At 54.3% G+C, this 20612-nt stretch carries 15 protein-coding genes and 1 tRNA gene; 14 read left to right on the top strand and 2 right to left on the bottom strand.

Translation table 11 applies throughout. From position 1 onward, the window contains the following. Positions 1-178 precede the first annotated feature (178 nt). The 7 genes from ABIE48_RS23230 (at position 179) to ABIE48_RS23200 (ending at position 10707) form a co-directional block, all read left to right on the top strand. Positions 179-1933 (top strand): ABC transporter ATP-binding protein, encoded by a 1755-nt coding sequence (locus ABIE48_RS23230; RefSeq protein WP_354519732.1) that lies wholly within the window; start codon positions 179-181, stop codon positions 1931-1933. Beyond that, positions 1926-3746 (top strand): ABC transporter ATP-binding protein, encoded by a 1821-nt coding sequence (locus ABIE48_RS23225; protein WP_089548393.1) that lies wholly within the window; start codon positions 1926-1928, stop codon positions 3744-3746. Before ABIE48_RS23230 ends, ABIE48_RS23225 begins: the two co-directional genes overlap by 8 nt. A 357-nt stretch (positions 3747-4103) precedes the next feature. Further along, the gene (locus ABIE48_RS23220) at positions 4104-5933 is read left to right on the top strand and encodes a sensor histidine kinase (RefSeq protein ID WP_145029149.1); all 1830 of its coding nucleotides are present in this window, start codon (positions 4104-4106) and stop codon (positions 5931-5933) included. Further along, on the top strand, positions 5914-7488 hold the full coding sequence (locus ABIE48_RS23215) for a response regulator transcription factor (RefSeq protein WP_192717263.1): 1575 nt from the start codon (positions 5914-5916) through the stop codon (positions 7486-7488). The genes ABIE48_RS23220 and ABIE48_RS23215 overlap by 20 nt, the downstream gene beginning before the upstream one ends. A 97-nt stretch (positions 7489-7585) precedes the next feature. Beyond that, the gene (locus ABIE48_RS23210) at positions 7586-8911 is read left to right on the top strand and encodes an extracellular solute-binding protein (RefSeq protein ID WP_192717262.1); all 1326 of its coding nucleotides are present in this window, start codon (positions 7586-7588) and stop codon (positions 8909-8911) included. Positions 8912-8941: 30 nt separating this feature from the next. Continuing rightward, positions 8942-9817: a carbohydrate ABC transporter permease gene (locus ABIE48_RS23205; protein ID WP_089548390.1), complete on the top strand. Its 876-nt coding sequence runs from the start codon at positions 8942-8944 to the stop codon at positions 9815-9817. Between the two features lie 17 nt (positions 9818-9834). Beyond that, entirely contained in the window at positions 9835-10707 is an 873-nt protein-coding gene (locus ABIE48_RS23200; protein ID WP_076174289.1) for a carbohydrate ABC transporter permease, read from the top strand. A gap of 95 nt (positions 10708-10802) precedes the next feature. On the opposite strand, the gene ABIE48_RS23195 is transcribed toward ABIE48_RS23200, so the two are convergent. After that, positions 10803-11621 (bottom strand): helix-turn-helix domain-containing protein, encoded by an 819-nt coding sequence (locus tag ABIE48_RS23195; RefSeq protein ID WP_145029145.1) that lies wholly within the window; start codon positions 11619-11621, stop codon positions 10803-10805. Between the two features lie 138 nt (positions 11622-11759). Here ABIE48_RS23195 and ABIE48_RS23190 point away from each other — a divergent pair, with 138 nt between their 5' ends. Continuing rightward, the gene (locus tag ABIE48_RS23190) at positions 11760-12533 is read left to right on the top strand and encodes a sugar phosphate isomerase/epimerase family protein (protein WP_192717261.1); all 774 of its coding nucleotides are present in this window, start codon (positions 11760-11762) and stop codon (positions 12531-12533) included. Positions 12534-12574: 41 nt separating this feature from the next. Then, positions 12575-13594: a Gfo/Idh/MocA family protein gene (locus tag ABIE48_RS23185; RefSeq protein WP_076174298.1), complete on the top strand. Its 1020-nt coding sequence runs from the start codon at positions 12575-12577 to the stop codon at positions 13592-13594. Positions 13595-14330: 736 nt separating this feature from the next. Here ABIE48_RS23185 and ABIE48_RS23180 read toward each other — a convergent pair. Then, positions 14331-14404: transfer RNA gene (locus ABIE48_RS23180), tRNA-Arg, on the bottom strand. Positions 14405-14754: 350 nt separating this feature from the next. Between ABIE48_RS23180 and ABIE48_RS23175 the strand changes: the two genes are divergently transcribed. The 5 genes from ABIE48_RS23175 to ispG all read left to right on the top strand — a co-directional run bounded on the left by ABIE48_RS23175 (position 14755) and on the right by ispG (position 20484). Continuing rightward, the gene (locus tag ABIE48_RS23175; RefSeq protein WP_145948593.1) at positions 14755-15606 is read left to right on the top strand and encodes a hypothetical protein; all 852 of its coding nucleotides are present in this window, start codon (positions 14755-14757) and stop codon (positions 15604-15606) included. A 141-nt stretch (positions 15607-15747) separates the two neighbouring features. Continuing rightward, on the top strand, positions 15748-17076 hold the full coding sequence (tig, locus tag ABIE48_RS23170) for a trigger factor (RefSeq protein ID WP_192717260.1): 1329 nt from the start codon (positions 15748-15750) through the stop codon (positions 17074-17076). Between the two features lie 334 nt (positions 17077-17410). After that, positions 17411-18001, top strand: a complete 591-nt coding sequence (clpP, locus tag ABIE48_RS23165) for an ATP-dependent Clp endopeptidase proteolytic subunit ClpP (RefSeq protein ID WP_076174335.1) — start codon at positions 17411-17413, stop codon at positions 17999-18001. A 12-nt stretch (positions 18002-18013) separates the two neighbouring features. Beyond that, positions 18014-19270 carry an ATP-dependent protease ATP-binding subunit ClpX gene (gene clpX, locus ABIE48_RS23160; protein WP_076174338.1) on the top strand — a complete coding sequence of 419 codons (1257 nt, stop codon included), beginning with the start codon at positions 18014-18016 and terminating at the stop codon, positions 19268-19270. Positions 19271-19386: 116 nt separating this feature from the next. Next, on the top strand, positions 19387-20484 hold the full coding sequence (ispG, locus tag ABIE48_RS23155; RefSeq protein WP_076174340.1) for a flavodoxin-dependent (E)-4-hydroxy-3-methylbut-2-enyl-diphosphate synthase: 1098 nt from the start codon (positions 19387-19389) through the stop codon (positions 20482-20484). Positions 20485-20612 lie beyond the last annotated feature (128 nt).

Raw genomic sequence — 20612 nt, 5'->3', positions numbered from 1 at the left:
GGTTTTTTGCAGGCAGAAGTAAGACTCCAAAAAAAATTTATCCGTTCCGGGACACGGTTTTTTCGCTGCTCTGCCAGGTTGGGAAAAGCCCAATCTTTTTTTTCTGTGGTATATTTTAATGGATGGGTCGGAAGCGGGTAATGATGAAGTATCAATTCAATTGAAACCAAAGGAGGGAATGGAACTCTTGAAAAGCTTCGAGCTGCTCACCAATTATTTGAAGAAAAACGCGCTTCTCTACCTGACCGCCGTCATCCTGATCATCCTGTCCAACGTGGATCAGGCGCTGCTGCCGCAGATTCTCGGTAAGGTGACGGATGGACTGAAGGAACGTTCGATCGGTCGCGAGGATATCATCCGCTACAGCCTGATCCTGCTGGGGATCGCCGTGTCCTATGGCGTGCTGTTCGGCTTAGGGCAGTTTACCATTATGCGTCTCGGCCGGCGGTTCGAATTTTTGACAAGGGGCCAGATCTTTGCCCAGTTTTCCCGCCTCAGTGAGGACTTTTTTTCCAAACAGGGGACCGGCAAGCTGCTCAGCTATGTCATGAACGACGTGACTTCGGTTCGGGAAGCGATTTCATTCGGAGTCACGCAGACGACCAACGCCGTGTTCATGGTCATCTCCTGTGTTGTCATGATGCTGGTTACAGGTATACCGGTAACTCTGATTCTGGTCAGCGTGTGCCCGCTGGTCGCCATTCCGTTTCTGGTCATTTATTTCGGTCCCCGCATCCGGAACCGGTCGATGGATGTGCAGGAAGGGTTGGCCACGATGACGGAATCCGCTGATGAGCAAATCGGGGGCATCCGCGTTACGAAGACGTTTGCCATCGAGGAGACGGCGCAGCGCCGGTTTGACGAGACGGTCGACGGGGTGCGCAGCGCGCAGCTGCATCTGGTGAGGATGTCATCCTTGTTCCAGGCGCTGCTTCCGTTCTTGGGGGCGTTATCCCTGGTCGTCTCGCTGCTGGTCGGCGGGTATATGACGATTCAGGGCCGGATGACCCTTGGAAGCTTCGTTGCGCTGACCTTCTACCTCCGGATGCTGACGGGACCGCTGCAGCAGATCGGCAACGTGATTAACATGATGCAGCGCTCAGGAGCCTCCCTGGAACGCGTCAACCGGCTGCTGGCCCGGGTGCCGAGCGTGAGGGACAAGGACGACGCTTCGGACCTTGCCCGCATCGGGGATATCGCCGTGGACCACTTGACGTTCTCTTATCCGGGGACGTCGGAACAAGCGCTTAAGGACGTCAGCTTCACCATTCCGGAAGGCCGCACCGTCGGGCTCATCGGCCGCACCGGCAGCGGCAAATCGACGCTGGCAAAGCTGCTTCTGCGCATTTATGAGCCCCCGGCCGGCAGCATTAAGGTGAACGGCCAGGATATTACCCGTGTGACCCTGGAGTCGCTGCGCCGCAAGATCGGCTATGTGCCGCAGGACGGCTTCTTGTTCAGCACGGATATCGCCGACAATATCGCCTTCAGCGACCGCTCCGCCAGCATCGAGCAAATCCGCGAGGCAGCGGCCCAGGCTTTGCTGCTGGAAAGCGTCAACTCCTTTGAAGCGGGATTTGAGACCCGGCTCGGCGAGCGGGGCCTTACGCTGTCCGGCGGTCAAAGGCAGCGTGCGAGCCTGGCGAGAGGGCTGATGAAAAAGCCCGAGCTCTTGATTCTCGACGACAGCATGAGCGCCGTCGACGCGATGACGGAATCAGGCATCCTCGGCAATTTGATCCGGGAGCGCAGCGGCAAATCGACGCTCATTATCGCGCACCGGATCAGCAGCGTCCAGCATGCCGATGAAATCATCGTGCTGGATCAAGGCCGCATTGTCCAGCGGGGCAGCCACGAGGAATTGATGGCCTGTCCGGACGGGCCATATGCATCTTTATACCGGATTCAACAGGAGGGACTGCAGCATGCCTAATTCTTCAGCCGCTGCCCTCAAGGCAACGCAAGCAAAGGATGCAGCGGACAAGAAAAAATCATTTGAAGCCTTCAGGGCGATACTGGCTTACGGCAAACCGCACAAGTGGGCTTTTGCCGGCGTGTTTGTCTGCGCGATCCTCGGCATTTCCGCCGATCTGCTGCAGCCGTATCTGGTCAAAATCGTGATCGACGATCATTTGGCTGTCGGCGGCAGGGACATGGGTTATATCGCCACGATCGCCGGCATTTATCTCGGCATTTCGATCGTCAGCTTCTTATTCACGTATTTGCAGAATAATCTGCTTCAGTACGCGGGTCAAAGCATCGTGGCACGGATCCGGAAGGACTTGTTCCAGCATATTTCCAAGCTGTCGATGTCCTATTTCGACCGCGTGCACCGCGGCAGTCTGGTGACCAATGTCTCCAGCGACACGGAGACGATCAGCCAGTTTTTCACGCAGGTGCTGCTCAGTTTGATCCGCGACGGCATGACGCTCGTACTGATCATTGTCTTTATGTTTCAGCTCGATACGACGCTCGCCTGGTATTCGATGATCGTCCTGCCTGTCATCGGCCTCGTGGCCTTCCTGTTCCGCCGCTATCTACGCCAGGCGTACCAGGTAACCCGGAGCCGCTTGTCGCGGTTAATCGGATTCATTGCGGAGAATTTGTCCGGGATGGGTCTGATTCAGGCGTTCCGCCAGGAAGAGGAGCAGACCCGGCGTTTTAACGAAAATAACCAGAGCTACTGGGAAGCGAACATGAGGGAGGTCCGCGCCAACGTGCTGTTTAACCGGACCTTCGACATTCTGGGCAACGTCGCCCTCGTCACGGTTGTCTGGCTGGGCGGACTGGCGGTATTCCATGAGCATATGGCCGTCGGCGTTCTGTACGCGTTTACGAGCTACATCCGGCAGTTTTTCCAGCCGATCAACCAGATCACCATGCAGTGGAACACGTTCCAGTCGACGACCGTATCGATGGACCGGATCTGGAAAATATTCAGCACCGAGCCCGAAGTGAAGGACCCGGAGCCTGACAAAACGTGCCGGCTGCGCTTGTCCGAAGCCCGCGGCCGGGTCGACTTCAATCACATTTCTTTCGGCTATTCGGAATCCAAGCCGGTCATTCCCCATCTCGACCTCCATTTGAAGCCCGGAGAGATGGTCGGCATCGTCGGCACGACGGGAGCGGGAAAGAGCACGATGATCAGCCTCTTGAACCGGTTCTATGACGTTAATTCCGGCAGCATCAAAATCGACGGGGCGGATATCCGCGATATTCCGCAGCAGCAGCTCCACCGTCTCGTCGGACTGATCCAGCAGGAGCCCTATCTGTTCGCGGGAACCGTCCTTGATAACGTCCGGCTGTTTCAGGAGGACATCTCCCGTGAAAAGGTGATGGATGCCTGCCGGTTCGTAGGAGCGCACGACATGATCATGCGGATGTCCGGCGGATACGACACGCTCCTATCGGAGCGGGGCAGTGGCCTGTCAGCCGGGGAGCGGCAGCTGATCTCCTTCGCGCGGATCATGGTCTTTGAGCCGCGGATCCTCATCCTTGATGAGGCGACCGCCAACCTGGATTCGCATACGGAGCAGCTGGTGCAAAGCGCGCTGGCGAACGTGTCTACCGGTCGGACGACGCTGGTGATCGCCCATCGGCTGTCCACGGTCATGCACGCCGACCGCATTTTGGTCATGAAAGACGGCCGGGCGATTGAGGAAGGCACTCATGACGAACTGCTGGCCATGCACGGATACTATGAGCAGCTGTACAATCATGCAAGACAGGCGGCCGATGAAGAGTAGCCCGGGATAGCCGGATGTATAGAAACGGGGAGAGAGCGATGCTCTTTCCCCGTTTTATTTTGCAAACAGGAAAACGAGGCTTCCAGCGTAACGCGATCGGATCATAGCTGTAGTAACGGCGTACCTCTGGGCGCAGGCTCTGACGCGTGAAATACTCCCTCAACCGACGAGTTTTTAAGTGCAAAACGGATTCTACTGCGACTTTTTAACCATTTACTTAAGACCTAGTGATCTTCTAAGATAGTGAATAAACCTAACATGAAGCTCTGTGATAAAGCCGAATGGTTTATTAGCAAGCGTTTTCAATGTTATATAATATTACATAATCATTTCATAAACCGACGTAGGAGGGATCATATGCAGCATTGGTTCGGAACATCCTTGAAGCATAAGCTGTCTCTGCTCACCATTCTGGCCGCGCTGGTTCCGCTGCTGTTCCTCGGCATTTTCTCCTACAAAATGGCCGAGAGCCTGACCGAGGAAAAGGCCAAAACCTCCGGAATGAACAATCTCAGGCAGCTGGATGTCTATCTGGAGACGATGGTCAAGGACGTTGAGAACATTTCGCTTTTTCTGATCGGCAACGAAGGCGTGCAGTCCTATTTAAAAAGCTCCGAAAGCAATTACGTGCAGCAGACCGCCGTCATCAACTTTCTGACAAGCCTCGCCTTTTCCAAAGATTATATCGCGAACATCATCGTCGAGCCGCTTGGGGCCAAGGACTCGATCTCCTACAAGTCGCTGGTGCGGTCGGAGTTCCAGGATGTCACGGAGAGGGATCCTGATTATTATGCCGAGCATCCCAAATGGTGGTCTTCGGTCCACCGGCAGTGGACCTTTGAAGGGGTGAGGAAGATGATCACGCTGGCAAGACCGATCCGCAGCACCGATAAATACAAGCCGATCGGAAATCTGCAGATCAATCTGGATCAGGGGGTCATCGCCAGCCAGGTCCGGCAGGTGGCATTGGAAAAAACGGGCTTCGTGCTGCTGCTGGACGAGAACAACCGGATTCTCGCAGGCCCCCCGGATATGGAAACGAATCTTGCGCTGGACGCTTATTATCCTTCGATCGGCCCTTTTGAGGGACAGAGCGGGGATTTGGTCTACGGGCAGGGGAGCGGCAAGAAGACGATTTTGTATAAAAAGATGTCCAGCGTGGGCTGGAAGCTTGTCGGGATCATACCGGCTGCGGAATACAGCTCGCAAAACCAGTATTTTCTAAGGCTTACGGCTGTCGCTGTCACCGCTGCGATCCTGTTTGTCATCATTCTGGTGCTTTTTCTGATTCAAAAAATAACTAACCCGCTCTCCGCGCTCACCAAATTCCTCAGAAACGCCAGGCCGGAAGAACCTCTGCCTGCACTGCCGGTCAAAACGATAGACGAGGTAGGTCAGCTGATCATCAGCTATAACCGGCTTACTTCGCGGATCGTGAAGCTCACCGATGAGGTCAAGCGCAATGAATCACTGAAGAAGGAAGCCGATATGCATGCGCTGCAGGTGCAGATTAACCCGCATTTTTTGTATAACACCCTCTCCTCGGTGCAATGGCTGGCGCTGATGAATCAGGACGGTGCCAAGATCGCCGAGATGGTCGGCTCGCTGAGCGATTTTCTGCGGTTCAGCTTAAATGCCGGCCAGGAATACTGCACGGTGCTGCAGGAGATCACGCATGTCCGTCATTACATGAATATCCAGTCGATCCGGTATCCCGACAAATTCGATTTTCGGGTCGATGCGGCCGAGAGTTTGCACCATCTAACGATGCTTAAGCTGCTGCTTCAGCCGCTGGTGGAGAATGCGATCCTTCACGGCCTGCTCGGCCGAGACGGGCGGGGCATGATCCGGATTGCGGTGGAACGCAGCGGGGGGTTCCTCGATTTCGCCGTTGAGGACGACGGGACGGGAATGCCCGAAGAGAGGCTTCAGTGGCTCCGGAACCGGCTGGCGGAGCATCCGGCGGCCTTCGGGCAGGAGCCTGACGCCCGCGGGAGCTACGGGCTGCGCAACGTCAACAAGCGGCTGGCGCTGCATTACGGCAGGGAGGCCGGACTTCGGGTAGAGAGTGCGGAAGGAGCGGGCACGCGGATTACATTCAGGATCCCGATCGTGCAGGAGCCAAAGGAATGGACTCGGGAAGAATCAAGCAAAGGGGAGAACGAAGATGAAGGTTATGATCGTTGATGACGAAGTGATTATCCGAAACGGGCTAAGCACGGTGGTCAATTGGGAGGAGAACGGTTTTACGGTGCTGGAGCCGGCCGCTTCCGCCGAAGAAGCGCTGCAGCGGATTCCGGATGAGCAGCCCGAAATTATATTTACCGATATTCGGATGACGGGGCTCAGCGGTATCGATATGGCCCGGGAGGTGAAAAAGCAGTTCCCGGATACCGAAATTATCATCATTTCCGGATTCGACGAGTTTGCCTATGCCCAGCAGGCGATGCGTGAAGGAGTCAGCGACTATTTGCTGAAGACGAGCAGACCGGGGGAAATCATCCAGTCCGCGGCCAAGGCCAGGGAGCGGCTGGAGGTTCGCCGGCGGAACGAGGAGGGCGGCAGGGTCCAGCAGACGATCGTGAACCGCGGGTTCTTAAGGAGACTGTTGGCTTCGGGATCCGCACCCGATGCCCGAACCGAAGCCGAGTTTTGGGACCGGTTCCCCGACCTTCGGCCCGATGCTGACGGGCTCACGGTGCTCCGGATTTGGCTGCTGTCGGTCCATTCCTCCAGCTCGGGGGAAAGGGGCAGCCGCCCGGACGGCGATGTATACCGCATCATCGGCAGCCGGCTGGCTGAACGATTGCCATGCGCATGGCTCGAATGGAACGGTGCACTGCTTCTTCTGGCAAAAACCCGGGGCGAGGACGACTGGAGCCGCATGAGGCCGGTGCTGGGCCATGTGGAGGCTGAGCTGGGCTGCCGGGTCACGGCTGCCTGCGGGCTGCCGTTCACCCAGCTTCAGGACCTGCCCGGCGCCTTAGCTGCCGCAGCGGAGGCCGGCTCCTATGCATGGCTGCTGCGTGCAGAACGGCGGATCCGGTATGAAGAGGTAGCCTCCCGCCGGGGCATCCGGACGGTATGCACGGTGGAGGAAGAAACCGAGCTGTTTGGCCTGCTCCGGGCGGGCGACACGTCCCGCCTGCAGTCCTGGATTACGGATTTGCTTGAACGGATCATACTGGACCCCGAAGCTACACCAGGATCGATGCAGGCTTACCTTCATTCCATTCTTCTCTCGGCCCGTCGGTGGCTGGAGCGGGCCGCCGCTTCGATCGGTTACTCCAGTCCGCTTCCTTCAGGGACTCCATTCGATATCTACGAGCTGGCCAAGTGGCCAGAACGAATCATGGTTCATGAATTGAAACAGATCATGCAGCAGTACAGCGGGATGGTATCGGCGTCCAGTCCGGTAGAACGGGCCATTGCTTACATTCACGACCACTTGGACCAAAGCCTGTCGCTGCAGCAGGTGGCGAAGCACGTCCATATGAACCCGAACTATTTCAGCGAGCTGTTCAAGCGGGAGACCGGCCGCAACTATCTCGAATACGTCACGCAGGCGAAACTTCGCAAGGCGATGAGGCTCCTGCGGGAAACGCCGGCCAAAATCAGCGAGGTCGCCGGCGAGATCGGTTACGAAGACCTGAAGTATTTTAATCGCCTGTTCAAGAAATTCACCGGTCTGACCCCTTCGGAATATCGGGCAAGTGCTGAAGTTTGTCCCTCCCTTGACTGAATTCTATCCCCTGTGGGAGACGTTCATCCTCTTTTATACTTGGGCTAATCATCGTAAGGCTGATTGAACTTAAGATTTATATCAGAGGGGGATGACCATGAAAACTACACGCAAATTAGGCATTGTTCTGCTGCTCATGACGATGCTCCTTGCCGCTTGCGGCAGCGGGGAGAGCGGCAAGCAGGCAGAGGGAAACGCGGACGGTCAGGAGAAAGTGAAACTGACGATCTGGCACAATTTTGCAGGGGATGATTTGCGGGCCAAATCGGTCCGGAGCTTCATCGAGCAGTTTGCCAAAGACCATCCGGAGGTAGAACTCGACGCCCAGGCCATCCCGCCTGACGGTTACCGCCAGCGACTGAGCACGGTTGCCGCGGCGAATGAAATGCCGGACGTATTTTTCGTCTACGCGGGCAGCCAGTCCTCCGAGCTGTATCAGGCCAAGTTGCTCCAGCCGATTACGGAGGTGCTTGACGCGCATTCGGATTGGAAGGACAAGTTCCTGCCAGGCGCTTTTGAACCGTATGAGTTCGAGCAAGGTCAGATCTATTCGGCTCCGCTGGGCATGTCGGCCACCTCAATCCTGTACTATAATAAGGCCTTGTTCGAAAAAAGCAACGTCAAAGTCCCGACCACGTGGGATGAGATGATGACGGCCGTCAGCGCATTCAATGCCAAAGGCATCACCCCGATTGCGCTGGGCAACAAAGCCCCGTGGGTAGCGCAGTCCACGATTCTCGGTTCGCTCGCCGACCGGGTAACGGGAACGGAATGGTTCAAGAACGCCGCTGCGCAGAAAGGGGCCAAATTCACTGATCCGGAATTCATCCAGGCGCTAGGTCATTTTAAGGAGCTGGTGGATCACAAGGCGTTCCAGGACGGCGCCAACAGCATCGACAATACGCAGGCTGAGCAGTATTTCATACAGGGGAACGCGGCGATGATGATCAGCGGCGCCTGGACGCTCACGAACCTGGCGGCATCCTCTACGGAAGACCAGATGAAGGATATCGAAGTGACTGTGCTGCCGCCAATCCCCGGAGGGAAAGGGAAGGCAGGCACGATTTCCGGCGGTGCCGGCGGCGGACTTGCGCTCAGCAGCCGGACGGAAGGCAAAGCAAGGGAATTGGCGCTGGAGCTGATTTATGCGGTCAGCGGACCGGATGCCCAGAAAGCGATCGCCGAGAGCAACTCCATGGTGATGTACGACACCGATATCGACAAGTCTAAGGTGACTTCCCTCTACTATAAAGCCTTCAACCTCGTCAAATCGACCGAAGTCACGCCGGTCTATGATGCTTATTTGTCGGCGGAAGCGGCCGAGGTTATTAATAACGGCCTCCAGGAAATCATGATGGGCGGCTCCGTAGAAGGCGTCGCACAGAAACTGCAGGACGCGCAGGCCCGGTCGGCCGCGCCTTAATGACGGACATGAGAAAGGGAGGAAGCTGCCATGCCGACAGCGATGCGAAGTAAAGGATTCATAGCACTAGCTCTTCTTCCGGCGCTTCTGCTGTTTTTGATCTTCGTCATTATTCCGGTGTTCTGGTCGGCGTATTACGGGTTTTTCAGCTGGAAAGGCTTTGGAGACGCCAAATTCATCGGGCTGGACAATTATAAGGAGATGTTCCGGGATCCGATTTTCTGGCGGGCGCTTCGCAACAATCTGATCTTGGTCGTATCGTCGATCGTCGGCCAGGTTCCGGTCGCGCTCGTTTTGGCCATCGTATTGTTCAAGAACTCGCTGTTCTCCCGGTTTGTCCGTTCGGCCGTTTTTATGCCGATGGTGCTGTCAACCGTCGTTGTCGGCCTCATCTGGGGATACATTTATCACCCGCAGTTCGGGGTTGCGAACCATGTGCTGGATCTGCTCGGCCTCCACTCCTGGACCCGGGCCTGGCTGTCCGACCCGAAGGTCAACATGCTGGCCATATCCATTCCGATCAACTGGGCGAACATCGGCCCTTACCTGGTCATTTTCGTCGCGGCGCTGCAAAATATTTCACCCGAAATTCACGACGCGGCCAAAATCGACGGCTCCGCCGGCTGGAACAAGCTGATTCACGTCACTCTCCCCATCATTTGGGGGACAGTGGTCGTCACGATCGTACTTTGCATCTCCGGAAGCCTGAAAGCCTTCGACCATGTCATCGTCATGACGGGCGGGGGGCCGGCGCGGTCAACCGAGCTGCTGGCGACGTACATGTACAACAGCACGTTCAGCGTTTACCGGTACGGTTACGGCTCGGCCGTGTCCACCATGATCATGATCGTCAGCGCGGTGCTGATCGCCTTGAACTATTTGGCGACGCGCCGCAAAAGCAGCTGAGGGGAGGAGAAGCAAGGATGAATGCAACGATTACGGCCGCTTCCCGGAGCGGCACGGGCAAAAGAGCCGTCTTCAAAGGGCTGGCCGGCTTCGGCAAGCTGATCCTGCTGGCGTATGCCGTCGTTACGCTGTATCCGCTGTACTGGCTGTTTACGAGCGCCTTTAAAACAAACCAGGACTTCTTTGCCAATCCGTATGGACTGCCGAAACAGTGGATGGCGCAAAACCTGGTGAGGGCGTGGGATCTGGGGAATATGGGAAGGGCGATGCTGAACTCCGCGGTGGTGACGGTCTCGGCGGTTATCCTGACCGTCCTGCTCAGCGTGCTTGCGGGGTATGTGCTGTCGAGATTTTCGTTCCCGTTAAAAAAAGTCGTCGTCGTGCTGTTTACGATGGGGCTTCTGATTCCGATCCACAGCACGCTGGTCCCCTTGTTTATCATGATGAAAAACATGGGTCTCCTCGACACCTACGGTGCGCTCATTCTGCCCTATACAGCGTTTGAGCTGCCGATCGCCGTGTTTCTGTCCATGGCCTACATGTCCTCGATTCCGAAAGAGATTGAAGAGGCGGCGATGATCGACGGCAGCGGATGGTGGGGGATATTCGGCCGGATGATCCTCCCACTCTGCACGCCGATCGTGGCGACGATTTCGATTCTGGCGTTTCTGCGGTTCTGGAACGACTTTTCCTTCGCGCTCGTCTTTATTAACACGCAGGCGCTGAAGACGCTGCCGCTCAGCTTGTCCCTTTTCTCGGACGGTTTCGGTACGGATTACAGCCTGACGATGGGGGCGATGGCCATCGCGGTGCTTCCAACGATCGTCATCTATCTGATCCTTCAGGAGAAAATCATGAAGGGCATGGTGGCCGGCTCCACCAAAGGATAGGGTGGATGTTCAATGATCGAAAACAATCTGCTCGCGTAAAATCAGGCAATCCGTCAACGGTTCATACCGGGCGGGTTGCTTTTTGATATGACCGTTTATTTGTCCGGCTGCGGTTTGGCATCAGGTGCGAAGCTCTCCCTGTATTGGGCCGGCGACATCCCGTAGGCGCTGCGGAACACGCGGTGATAGTAAGAATAACTGGCAAAACCGCAGGTTTCGGCAATCTCCTCCTGGGTCATGGTGCTGTATTTCATCCGTTCGATGGCGGCGTTCAGCCGGATTTCCAAGGCGTATTGAATCATCGTTTTGCCGTACTGCTCCTTGAAGATTTTGACAGCTCTGGACAGGCTCAGGCCAACATGGGCGGCGGCTTCTTCCAATTTAAAGGTAACGGTGGCATGCTCCTCGACAAAACGCTTCAGCCTCAGCGCGGTATAAGCGGTGCGGTTCGCCGGTTTCGTCTCCGTGATGGCTCGGTCCAGGCAAAGGCACAAGCTTCGCAGCAGGTAACCGGTGAGCTCCACGTTCTCCCCCTCCAGGCCGCGCCTTTTTTCTAGCAGCAGCTGCCTCCAGAGACCAAGCAGGCGATCGTCGCTGCCAATCCGGCTGACGACCGGCCGGCTCATCCGGCTCCACCAGGCATCGATCCACCCGCCTTCGCAAAACAGAAAATAATCCCCGCTCGAGACGCGTCCCCCGCCGGCATCTTCATGCACCATAAGCTCGTATTCGTCTCCCGGCTTCAGCAGCAGCAGGTCCCCGCCTTCGACATGGTAATCGGTGCCGTTGCAGAATACGGTGCAGGATCCTTCCGTCTGCAGCCGGAACAAATAGGTCGTCAAGCCCGCGCGGTGGCTGTTGCTGAACTGCTGGAAATGGTAGGAATAATCGCATATCAGGAGTCTGGCTTCCATCATGTACTCCCCCTTCTTAAAAAAACAACCAGATAGTTCATGTTGCAATCATATTGTTTATGTTCATTTTAGCTTACTTGCATGTATGATAGTAGCAGATAGAGCAATCATTTTATTGGGAAACGAGGTGCCCTGTTTATGAAAAAATTGAACATTGGCTTGCAATTGTATACGCTTCGTGATGAAACGGCTAAGGATTTCCGAGGAACGCTTCGCAAAGTGGCTGAGCTTGGGTATGAAGGTGTGGAGTTTGCCGGATACGGTGACATTCCTGCTGAAGAAATGAAAACGCTTCTTCAAGAGCTCGGTCTTCAAGCGATCGGCGCTCATGTGGGCCTGCATCTGCTTCGGGCCGACCTGCAGAAAGAGATCGATTACCTGAAAACGATCGGCGCGACAACCATGATGTGTCCTTACGTTGCACCGGAAGACCGGGAGAACATCGAGCAGTGGAAGGAACTATTTGCTTTCCTGGAGGAAGTGGGTACCGAGGCGCGCAAACAAGGATTGACCTTCGGATATCACAACCACGATTTTGAATTCGCGGACAAGATTGACGGCGAGTTTGTATTCGATGCCATGTATTCCTCTACTTCGCCTGAAGCCGTTCAAGTGGAAATGGACGTATGCTGGGTGCAGTTTGCCGGACAGGATCCGCTCACCTATATCCCGAAATATGCCGGACGCCTGCCGCTCCTTCACCTGAAGGACTTCAGCAAGGATGCCGAAGGCAACATGAAGACGCTTGAGCTTGGTCAAGGGGACGTGAATTTGCCGGGCGTCATTCAGGCCGCTTCCGATGCTGGTACGCAGTGGCTGATCGTCGAGCAGGACGTGTGCCAGAATCCTCCGCTGCAAAGCGTGGAGAACAGCATGAACTGGCTGAAACAGAACTACCTGAACCAATTTTAATTTGATGAAGATCAGAGCCAAGGAAAGGGAGATTTGTATCCATGAGTAAAATTAGAGTAGCGGTTTTCGGCTGCGGCGCCATCGCCCAGCGCAGACATATTCCTGAATACGCAGCGAACCCGAACGTGGAGCTGGTTGCTTTCGCGGATCCGCTCAAGGAGCGCGCTGAAGAAGTGGCGGCACAATACGGTGCCAAAGCATACACCGACTACAAGGAACTGCTGAAGAACGAGAAGCTTGACGCAGTCAGCGTATGTACACCGAACTACCTTCACGCTTCGATGAGCATCGATGCAGCGAATGCCGGGCTGCACGTCCTGGTGGAAAAGCCGATGGCGACCACGAAGGAAGAAGGGGAGCAGATGATCGAAGCGGCCCGCAAAAACGGCGTCTTCCTGATGGTGGGCCACAATCAGCGCCTCATGCCTCCGCACGTGAAGGCAAAAGAAATTCTGGATTCCGGCAAGCTCGGCAGAGTGCTGACGTTCCGCACGTCTTTCGGCCACGGTGGTCCGGAAAGCTGGAGCGTCGACGGACGCGACAGCTGGTTCTTCCGCAAGGATGAAGCGATCATGGGCGCTATGGGCGACCTCGGCGTGCACAAATCCGACTTCATCCGCTATTTGCTGAACGACGAAATCGTGGAAGTCGCCGGCTTTATCGGTACCGTACATAAAGAAGGTACGGACGTGGACGACAATGCGACCTGCATCGTGCGCATGAAGAGCGGAGCTGTGGGCACGCTGATGGCGAGCTGGACGCACTACCGTTCCGGCGACAACGGTACGGTGCTCTGGTGCGAAAACGGCTGCATGAAGATCGGAACCGTTGAAGGCGACGAGGTTATCGTCGAGCTGACCAACGGCACTGTGGAAACGTACAAGGTAGGCGCCATGGCGACGAATGAAAAGCAAGTACCGAGCGGCGTCATCGACGCGTTCGTGGAATCGATCCTGACCAACACGCCGCCGCAAATTTCCGGCGAAGAAGGTCTGCGTTCCCTGAATGTCATCCTGGGCGCGTTTGAATCGCAGGACACAGGCAAAATCGTTAAGCTGTAACAAGCATGGGATAGAGAGGACCTTGGGGTAACCTTGGGGTCCTCTTTTTTGTGTTCAGCTGAGCGAATGGGTAGGGAAGGTTACAGAAGAGAAGATTCTCGGTACGTATGCTTCAACGGACCCCTGTAGGGGTTCTCAATTCCCTCCTGGAACTAAAAAAAGCTCTCCAATAAGGAGAGCTTTGTTACGTCCCAGCTCGGGATACCGCCCTGACGGGCGGACTGCGAAGCGGGTGCTATCGAAGCATATGCTTCGACGAACCCCTTGAGGGGTTCTCATCCCTATGGACGCAAAAACACATCCCAGCTCGGGATACCGCCCTACGGGCGGACTGCGAAGCGGGCGCTAACGAAGCGTATGCTTCGACGAACCCCTTGAGGGGTTCTCAATTCCCTCCTGGGAGGGATACCGCCCTGACGGGCGGACTGCGAAGCGGATGCTAACGAAGCGTATGCTTCGACGAACCCCTTGAGGGGTTCTCAATTCCCTCCTGGGAGGGATACCGCCCTGACGGGCGGACTGCGAAGCGGATGCTAACGAAGCGTATGCTCCGACGAACCCCTTGAGGGGTTCTCATCCCAATGGACGCAAAAACACGTCCCAGTTCGGGATACCGCCCTGACGGGCGGACTGCGAAGCGGATGCTAACGAAGTGTATGCTCCGACGAACCCCTGTAGGGGTTCTCAATTCCCTCCTGGAACTAAAAAAAGCTCTCCAATAAGGAGAGCTTTCTTACGTCCCAGGAGGGATTCGAACCCCCGACCGACGGCTTAGAAGGCCGTTGCTCTATCCAGCTGAGCTACTGGGACATGAAAAATTCAAGCAAGAAAGATCATAACATATATTTGCGATAACATCAACATGTTTTTCTTTCCTTTCTCAAAGTCCCCCTCATCTGTCTCCGGGCATGAGAAAAAAGTTGTTTCAATCCCCGTTTATATTATTAATGGTTTCTATACGTTTTTCATAGAACGATTGGATTCCCCGTCCATTCACATGTTTTTTTTCAAGTTGAAAGAGGTATGCTATAATCAACAATTATTTGCACAAGCACGGGGGAAAGGAGGTAATACATATTAAAGAACATATTTCCCCAGCGAAGGACAACGTCATTCTTTTTCCAAAGACGCTCGACTTCTATCAGATTCAGCTCACCGTCATGCTGGAAAATGAACGGTACGGGGAAGCGATGGAGCTTTTGCGTTTCCTGCTGCAGTGCCAAGGGCAGGATGAGAGGCATTATGAAGAATGGCAGGCGCTTCTGGAATGGCTGGAAGCCGCTTTTCCACAATATATGAATCACGGCGGCGGGCAGGGTGCAGGCTTGGACTCTCATGAGCATGAGGAGGAGCCTGACGAGGAAGAAATGAAACGGCAGAACGTGCGGGCCAAGCTGGCCGAAGACCAGCATTACGCCGACAAGCTGCTGCACACCGCCATGGAAGAGCCTTTATCGGAGCAGACCATGCTTGCTCTCGAGCAGCTGTCCTATCTGGAAGGCTCGGATATCGACGACAAGCTGGTGGGGTGGCTGATGCAGGCTCGCCTTCATCCGCTGCTGCAGTTCAGGGTGCTTCAAACGCTGCGCAAGCGCGGTATGCAGGGCACGGTGCAGTTTAAGCGCGGACAGGAGCAGGTAAGCGTCGATATGGAGACGGTGCCTTTAACGCCGGAGGAGTTTCCGCCGCAGGTGGCAATGGTAACAGAGCGCGTGGCTGCACAGACCGAAGTGCAGGAGCCGACGCTGTATTATTTTGCCCAGGAGCTGTGGTCGCAGTTTATTATGGCGATCTACGGGACGGAGGATTACCGGTCGATCCTTGACGAGGACGACACGACGATCGACATCTGGGCGGCTGCCCTGCATCAGATCGTCACCGAGAGCCTCACAGGCAGCCGCAACGAGGAGGAGTCCCGGGCGATGTACGGGATCACGGACACGATGCGCTTCCGTTTTGAGCAGGCTTATCGAAGCTTCAGGCAGTTCGTGTCGGCCGGCATGCAGGAGTAGGCGATCGGAAACGTTTACCTGAAGAGTTGCCAAGGGCTTGCCCTTGAAAAACACGGCAATGTTGTTTATACTATAATGGTTATTCTGTGCGTGCTGATAACTTAAGTACATGTGAATTATTTTTGGAGGGGAAAGCATAAAATGAAAGCAACCTGGGAAAAAATAGAGAAGAACCTTGGCGTTCTTGAAGTTGAAGTGGAAGCAGACCGCGTAGCTGCAGCCCTCGACAAAGCTTTTAATAAAGTAGCAAAAAAGGCTAACGTGCCTGGTTTCCGTAAAGGTAAAGTGCCTCGGCCGATCTTCGAAGCCCGTTATGGCGTCGAAGCTCTGTATCAAGACGCAATCGACATTTTGCTTCCTGAAGTATACACAGAAGCTGTCGACCAAACTGACATCTTCCCTGTAGACCGTCCTGAAGTGGAGATTGACCAATTCGCGAAAGGCGAAGTGTTCAAATTCAAGGCGAAAGTAACGGTTAAGCCTGAAGTGACTTTGGGCGAATACAAAGGCGTGGAAGTTCCGGTACAAAAGGTTGAGGTTTCAGACGAAGAGCTTGACGCTGAACTGAAGCGTCTGCAAGAACGTCATGCCGAACTGTCTGTTATCGACGAAGGCGCTGCCGAGAACGGAGACGTCGCCGTGATCGACTTCGACGGATCTGTTGACGGCGTTCCTTTCGAAGGCGGACAAGCTGAGCGTTATTCTCTGGAACTGGGAAGCGGCACGTTCATTCCTGGATTTGAAGAGCAGGTTGTCGGCATGGCGACTGGCGACTTCAAAGATGTGGAAGTGACTTTCCCTGAGACATATCATGCAGAAGAACTGGCCGGCAAGAAAGCCGTGTTCAAAGTGAAAGTGCATGAAATCAAGCGCAAACAGCTTCCTGAACTGGACGACGAATTCGCCAAAGACGTAAGTGAATTCGAAACGCTCGCCGAGTACAAGGAAGACCTGAAGAAACAGCTTCTGGACCGTAAGGAACAAGAAGCCAAAGGTAACAAGGAAGCAGCTGTCGTAGACAAAGTTGCCGCCAACGCCGAAGTGGAAATTCCACAAGCAATGATTGACAGCGAAATTCAAAACATGATGCGTGATTTTGACAACCGTCTGCGCAATCAGGGCATGAACCTTGAAATGTTCCTCAGCTTCTCTGGCCAAACGACGGCTGATCTGCAAGAGCAAATGAAGGAAGATGCCGAAAAACGCGTCCGCAACAACCTTGTTCTGGAGCAAATCGCCAAAGAAGAGAACATTGAAGTAACTGAGGAAGACATCAACAAAGAGCTGGAAGTGATGGCTGAATCTTACAAGCGCACGGCTGACGAGATCCGCAACATTCTTACAGCAAACGGTTCGCTGGGAAGCCTGCGCGAAGAAATTTCCCTTCGCAAAACGGTGGATCTCCTGATTGAGAACAGCAAAGAAGTGGAAGCAGCCGAAGAAGCTGCTGAAACTGCTGAAGAAAAATAAGAAGGGAACGGACGCGGCCATCTGCATCTGATCTAAGTGTGGAGGCTGACATAAGGGACCTATAGAGAGATAAGGCACGTATATTCATTTGCGTGCCTTATTTTTAACTAAAAGTATCCATTTATATCTAAATCTTGCATGAAAATGGATGCTTTGTTTCCATACATATTCGATTCAAGAGTCCGTTTCGGGTTATAATTGTTAGAAGACTCATACACTGTATTAAATGGTGTGGAGTGAAAAAATGACATCGTGCTTTGAACATGTTAGAATAGTGCTGTAAACTTGATTGAAGCACGCATCACATCTTTTACATGGAAAAGAGGTTGGACACATGAGTCTGATACCTATGGTTGTAGAACAAACCAATAGAGGCGAGAGATCGTACGATATTTACTCCAGATTGCTCAAGGACCGCATTATCTTCCTGAGCAGTGCGATTGATGATGATGTTGCCAATCTCGTCATAGCTCAATTATTGTTCCTGGCTGCGGAGGATCCGGAGAAAGATATTCATTTGTATATCAATTCACCGGGTGGTTCTGTCACAGCGGGGATGGGTATATATGATACGATGCAGTTTATCAAGCCTGATGTATCCACGATTTGCGTTGGTATGGCGGCGAGCATGGGATCTCTGCTGTTGACGGCCGGAGCACCCGGCAAGCGTTTTGCGCTGACGAACAGCGAGGTCATGATTCACCAGCCGCTCGGCGGTGTTCAGGGCCAGGCGTCCGACATCCAAATCCATGCGAGCTGGATTATTAAAACCAGGGAAAAGCTCAATCAAATTTACGTGGAGCGCACGGGTCAGCCCCTTGAAAAAATTGAGCGCGATACGGATCGTGACTTTTTCATGAGCGCGGAGGAAGCGAAAGCATACGGCATAATTGACCAGGTTCTCACTTCACCGATTAAATCTTAAAGGGGTGTTTACATGTTTAAATTTAACGATGAAAAAGGGCAGCTGAAGTGCTCTTTTTGCGGGAAATCCCAGGAGCAAGTGCGCAAGCTTGTTGCTGGCCCCGGTGTCTATATATGTGACGAATGTATCGAGCTCTGCACGGAGATCGTGGAGGAAGAGCTCGGACATGAGGAAGAGCTGGATCTGAAGGATATTCCGAAACCGAAGGAAATCTGCGATATTTTGGACCAGTATATCATCGGTCAAGAACAAGCGAAGAAATCGCTGTCTGTTGCCGTGTACAACCATTACAAACGGATTAATACCGGCAGCAAAATTGAAGACGTCGAGCTTCAGAAGAGTAACATTCTGCTATTGGGTCCAACCGGTTCGGGTAAGACACTGCTTGCCCAAACGATGGCCAAAATTTTGAACGTTCCATTTGCCATCGCCGACGCGACTTCCCTTACGGAAGCGGGGTACGTGGGCGAGGACGTAGAGAACATCCTGCTGAAGCTGATTCAAGCAGCCGATTACGACGTGGAAAAAGCCGAACGCGGCATTATCTATATCGACGAAATCGACAAGGTGGCGCGTAAATCCGAGAACCCTTCGATTACCCGTGACGTATCGGGTGAAGGGGTACAGCAGGCGCTGCTGAAAATCCTGGAAGGAACGGTCGCTTCGGTTCCGCCACAAGGCGGGCGAAAGCATCCGCACCAGGAGTTTATCCAAATCGATACGACGAACATCCTGTTTATTTGCGGCGGTGCCTTTGACGGCCTGGAGCAAATGATCAAGCGCCGGATCGGCAAGAAAGTTATCGGCTTTAACGCGGGTACCGACAACCAGAAAGATCTGAAACCGGGTGAATACCTCGGTCTGGTTCTGCCGGAAGACCTGCTGAAATTCGGCCTGATCCCTGAATTCGTGGGACGTCTGCCGATCATTTCGACGCTGGAGCCGCTCGATGAGAAGACGCTGGTGCGTATTCTGTCCGAGCCGAAGAATGCGCTGACGAAGCAGTATCAGAAACTGCTCGAAATGGATAACGTAACGCTGAAATTCGAGCCGGAAGCCCTTGAAGCGATTGCCCGCGAAGCGATCAAACGCAATACGGGTGCCCGCGGACTTCGGGCCATCATTGAAGGCATCATGCTGGACGTAATGTATGAGGTTCCTTCCCGCGAGGATATCAAGGACTGCATCATTACGGAGCAGGTTGTCAAAGAGAAGATGATTCCGGAATTGATCAGCAAAAAAGATAAAAAACAAGAGGAAAGTGCGTAATCTGTTTGTAAAACAGATGCCATTTTCCCAAATTTAGGTGCCGATTCTCCACTTCCGCCCTGCCGCTTGCTTCGCGGGGACGGGGTGGAGTCTTGGCGTTATGGGAGAGAACAATCATGTTTTTGAGACAAGACACACGGCCGGTCAAGGTCGGTAATTTGACGATTGGCGGTAACAACGAAGTCATTATCCAAAGCATGTGCACGACGAAGACCGCAAACGTGGAAGCCACGGTGGCGGAAATCCTTCGACTCGAAGAAGCCGGCTGCCAGATTGTCCGGGTAACAGTCAACAATGTGGAAGCGGCGGAAGCCATTAAAGAGATCAAGAAACGCATTCATATTCCGCTCGTTGCGGATATTCATTTTAACTACCAGCTGGCGCTGAAAGCCATCGAGAACGGCATCGATAAAGTCCGGATCAACCCCGGCAATATAGGAAGCCGGGAGAAGGTGGAAGCGGTCGTCCGGGCTTGTAAAGAGCGCGGGATTCCGATCCGGATCGGCGTCAACGCCGGTTCGCTCGAAGCTCATCTGCTGGAGAAATACGGGTATCCGACGCCTGAAGCTATGGTGGAAAGTGCCCTATATCACATAGGCATTTTGGAAGAGCTCGACTTCCACGATATTATCGTGTCTCTGAAAGCCTCCGACGTGCCGATGGCCATCGAAGCTTACCGTAAGGCGGCCGAAGTGATTCCTTATCCGCTGCACCTTGGTATTACCGAATCGGGAACGCTGTTCTCCGGTACGATCAAAAGCTCGGCGGGCATCGGCGCCCTGCTCTCGATGGGCATCGGCAGCACCGTGCGTATTTCCCTGAGCGCAGATCCGGTGGAAGAAGTCAAAGTGGCGCGTGAGCTGCTCAAGACCTTCGGTCTGATCTCGAACGCCGCAACGCTCGTGTCCTGTCCGACCTGCGGGCGGCTGGACATCGACTTGTTCTCCATCGCCAACGAGGTGGAAGCCTACATCTCCCAGCTAAAAGTGCCGATTAAAGTGTCCGTGCTTGGCTGCGCGGTCAACGGTCCGGGCGAAGCGCGTGAAGCGGACATCGGCATCGCCGGCGGTCGCGGCGAAGGACTCCTTTTCCGTTACGGAGAGATGATCCGCAAAGTGCCGGAAGCCGAGATGGTGGACGAATTGAAGAAGGAAATCGACAGCATCGTCAAAGTATACGAAGAAACCGGAACGATCCCGGGGCGCAAACACTAATTTTGCCGCAAGAAGCCGCAGTCCTGCTTATGCAGTGCTGCGGCTTCTTTTTTGAATGAGGGCGGACAATTTCCAAAAAAGATGCAAAAAACCCGGCCCATCCCGTTTACTCATGGGTGAAAAGGCTA

Origin of the sequence: Paenibacillus sp. OAE614 (assembly GCF_040546645.1) — a bacterium.
In the GTDB taxonomy this organism is placed as follows: domain Bacteria; phylum Bacillota; class Bacilli; order Paenibacillales; family Paenibacillaceae; genus Paenibacillus_AQ; species Paenibacillus_AQ favisporus.
This window is presented reverse-complemented; position numbering and strand designations above follow the sequence as displayed.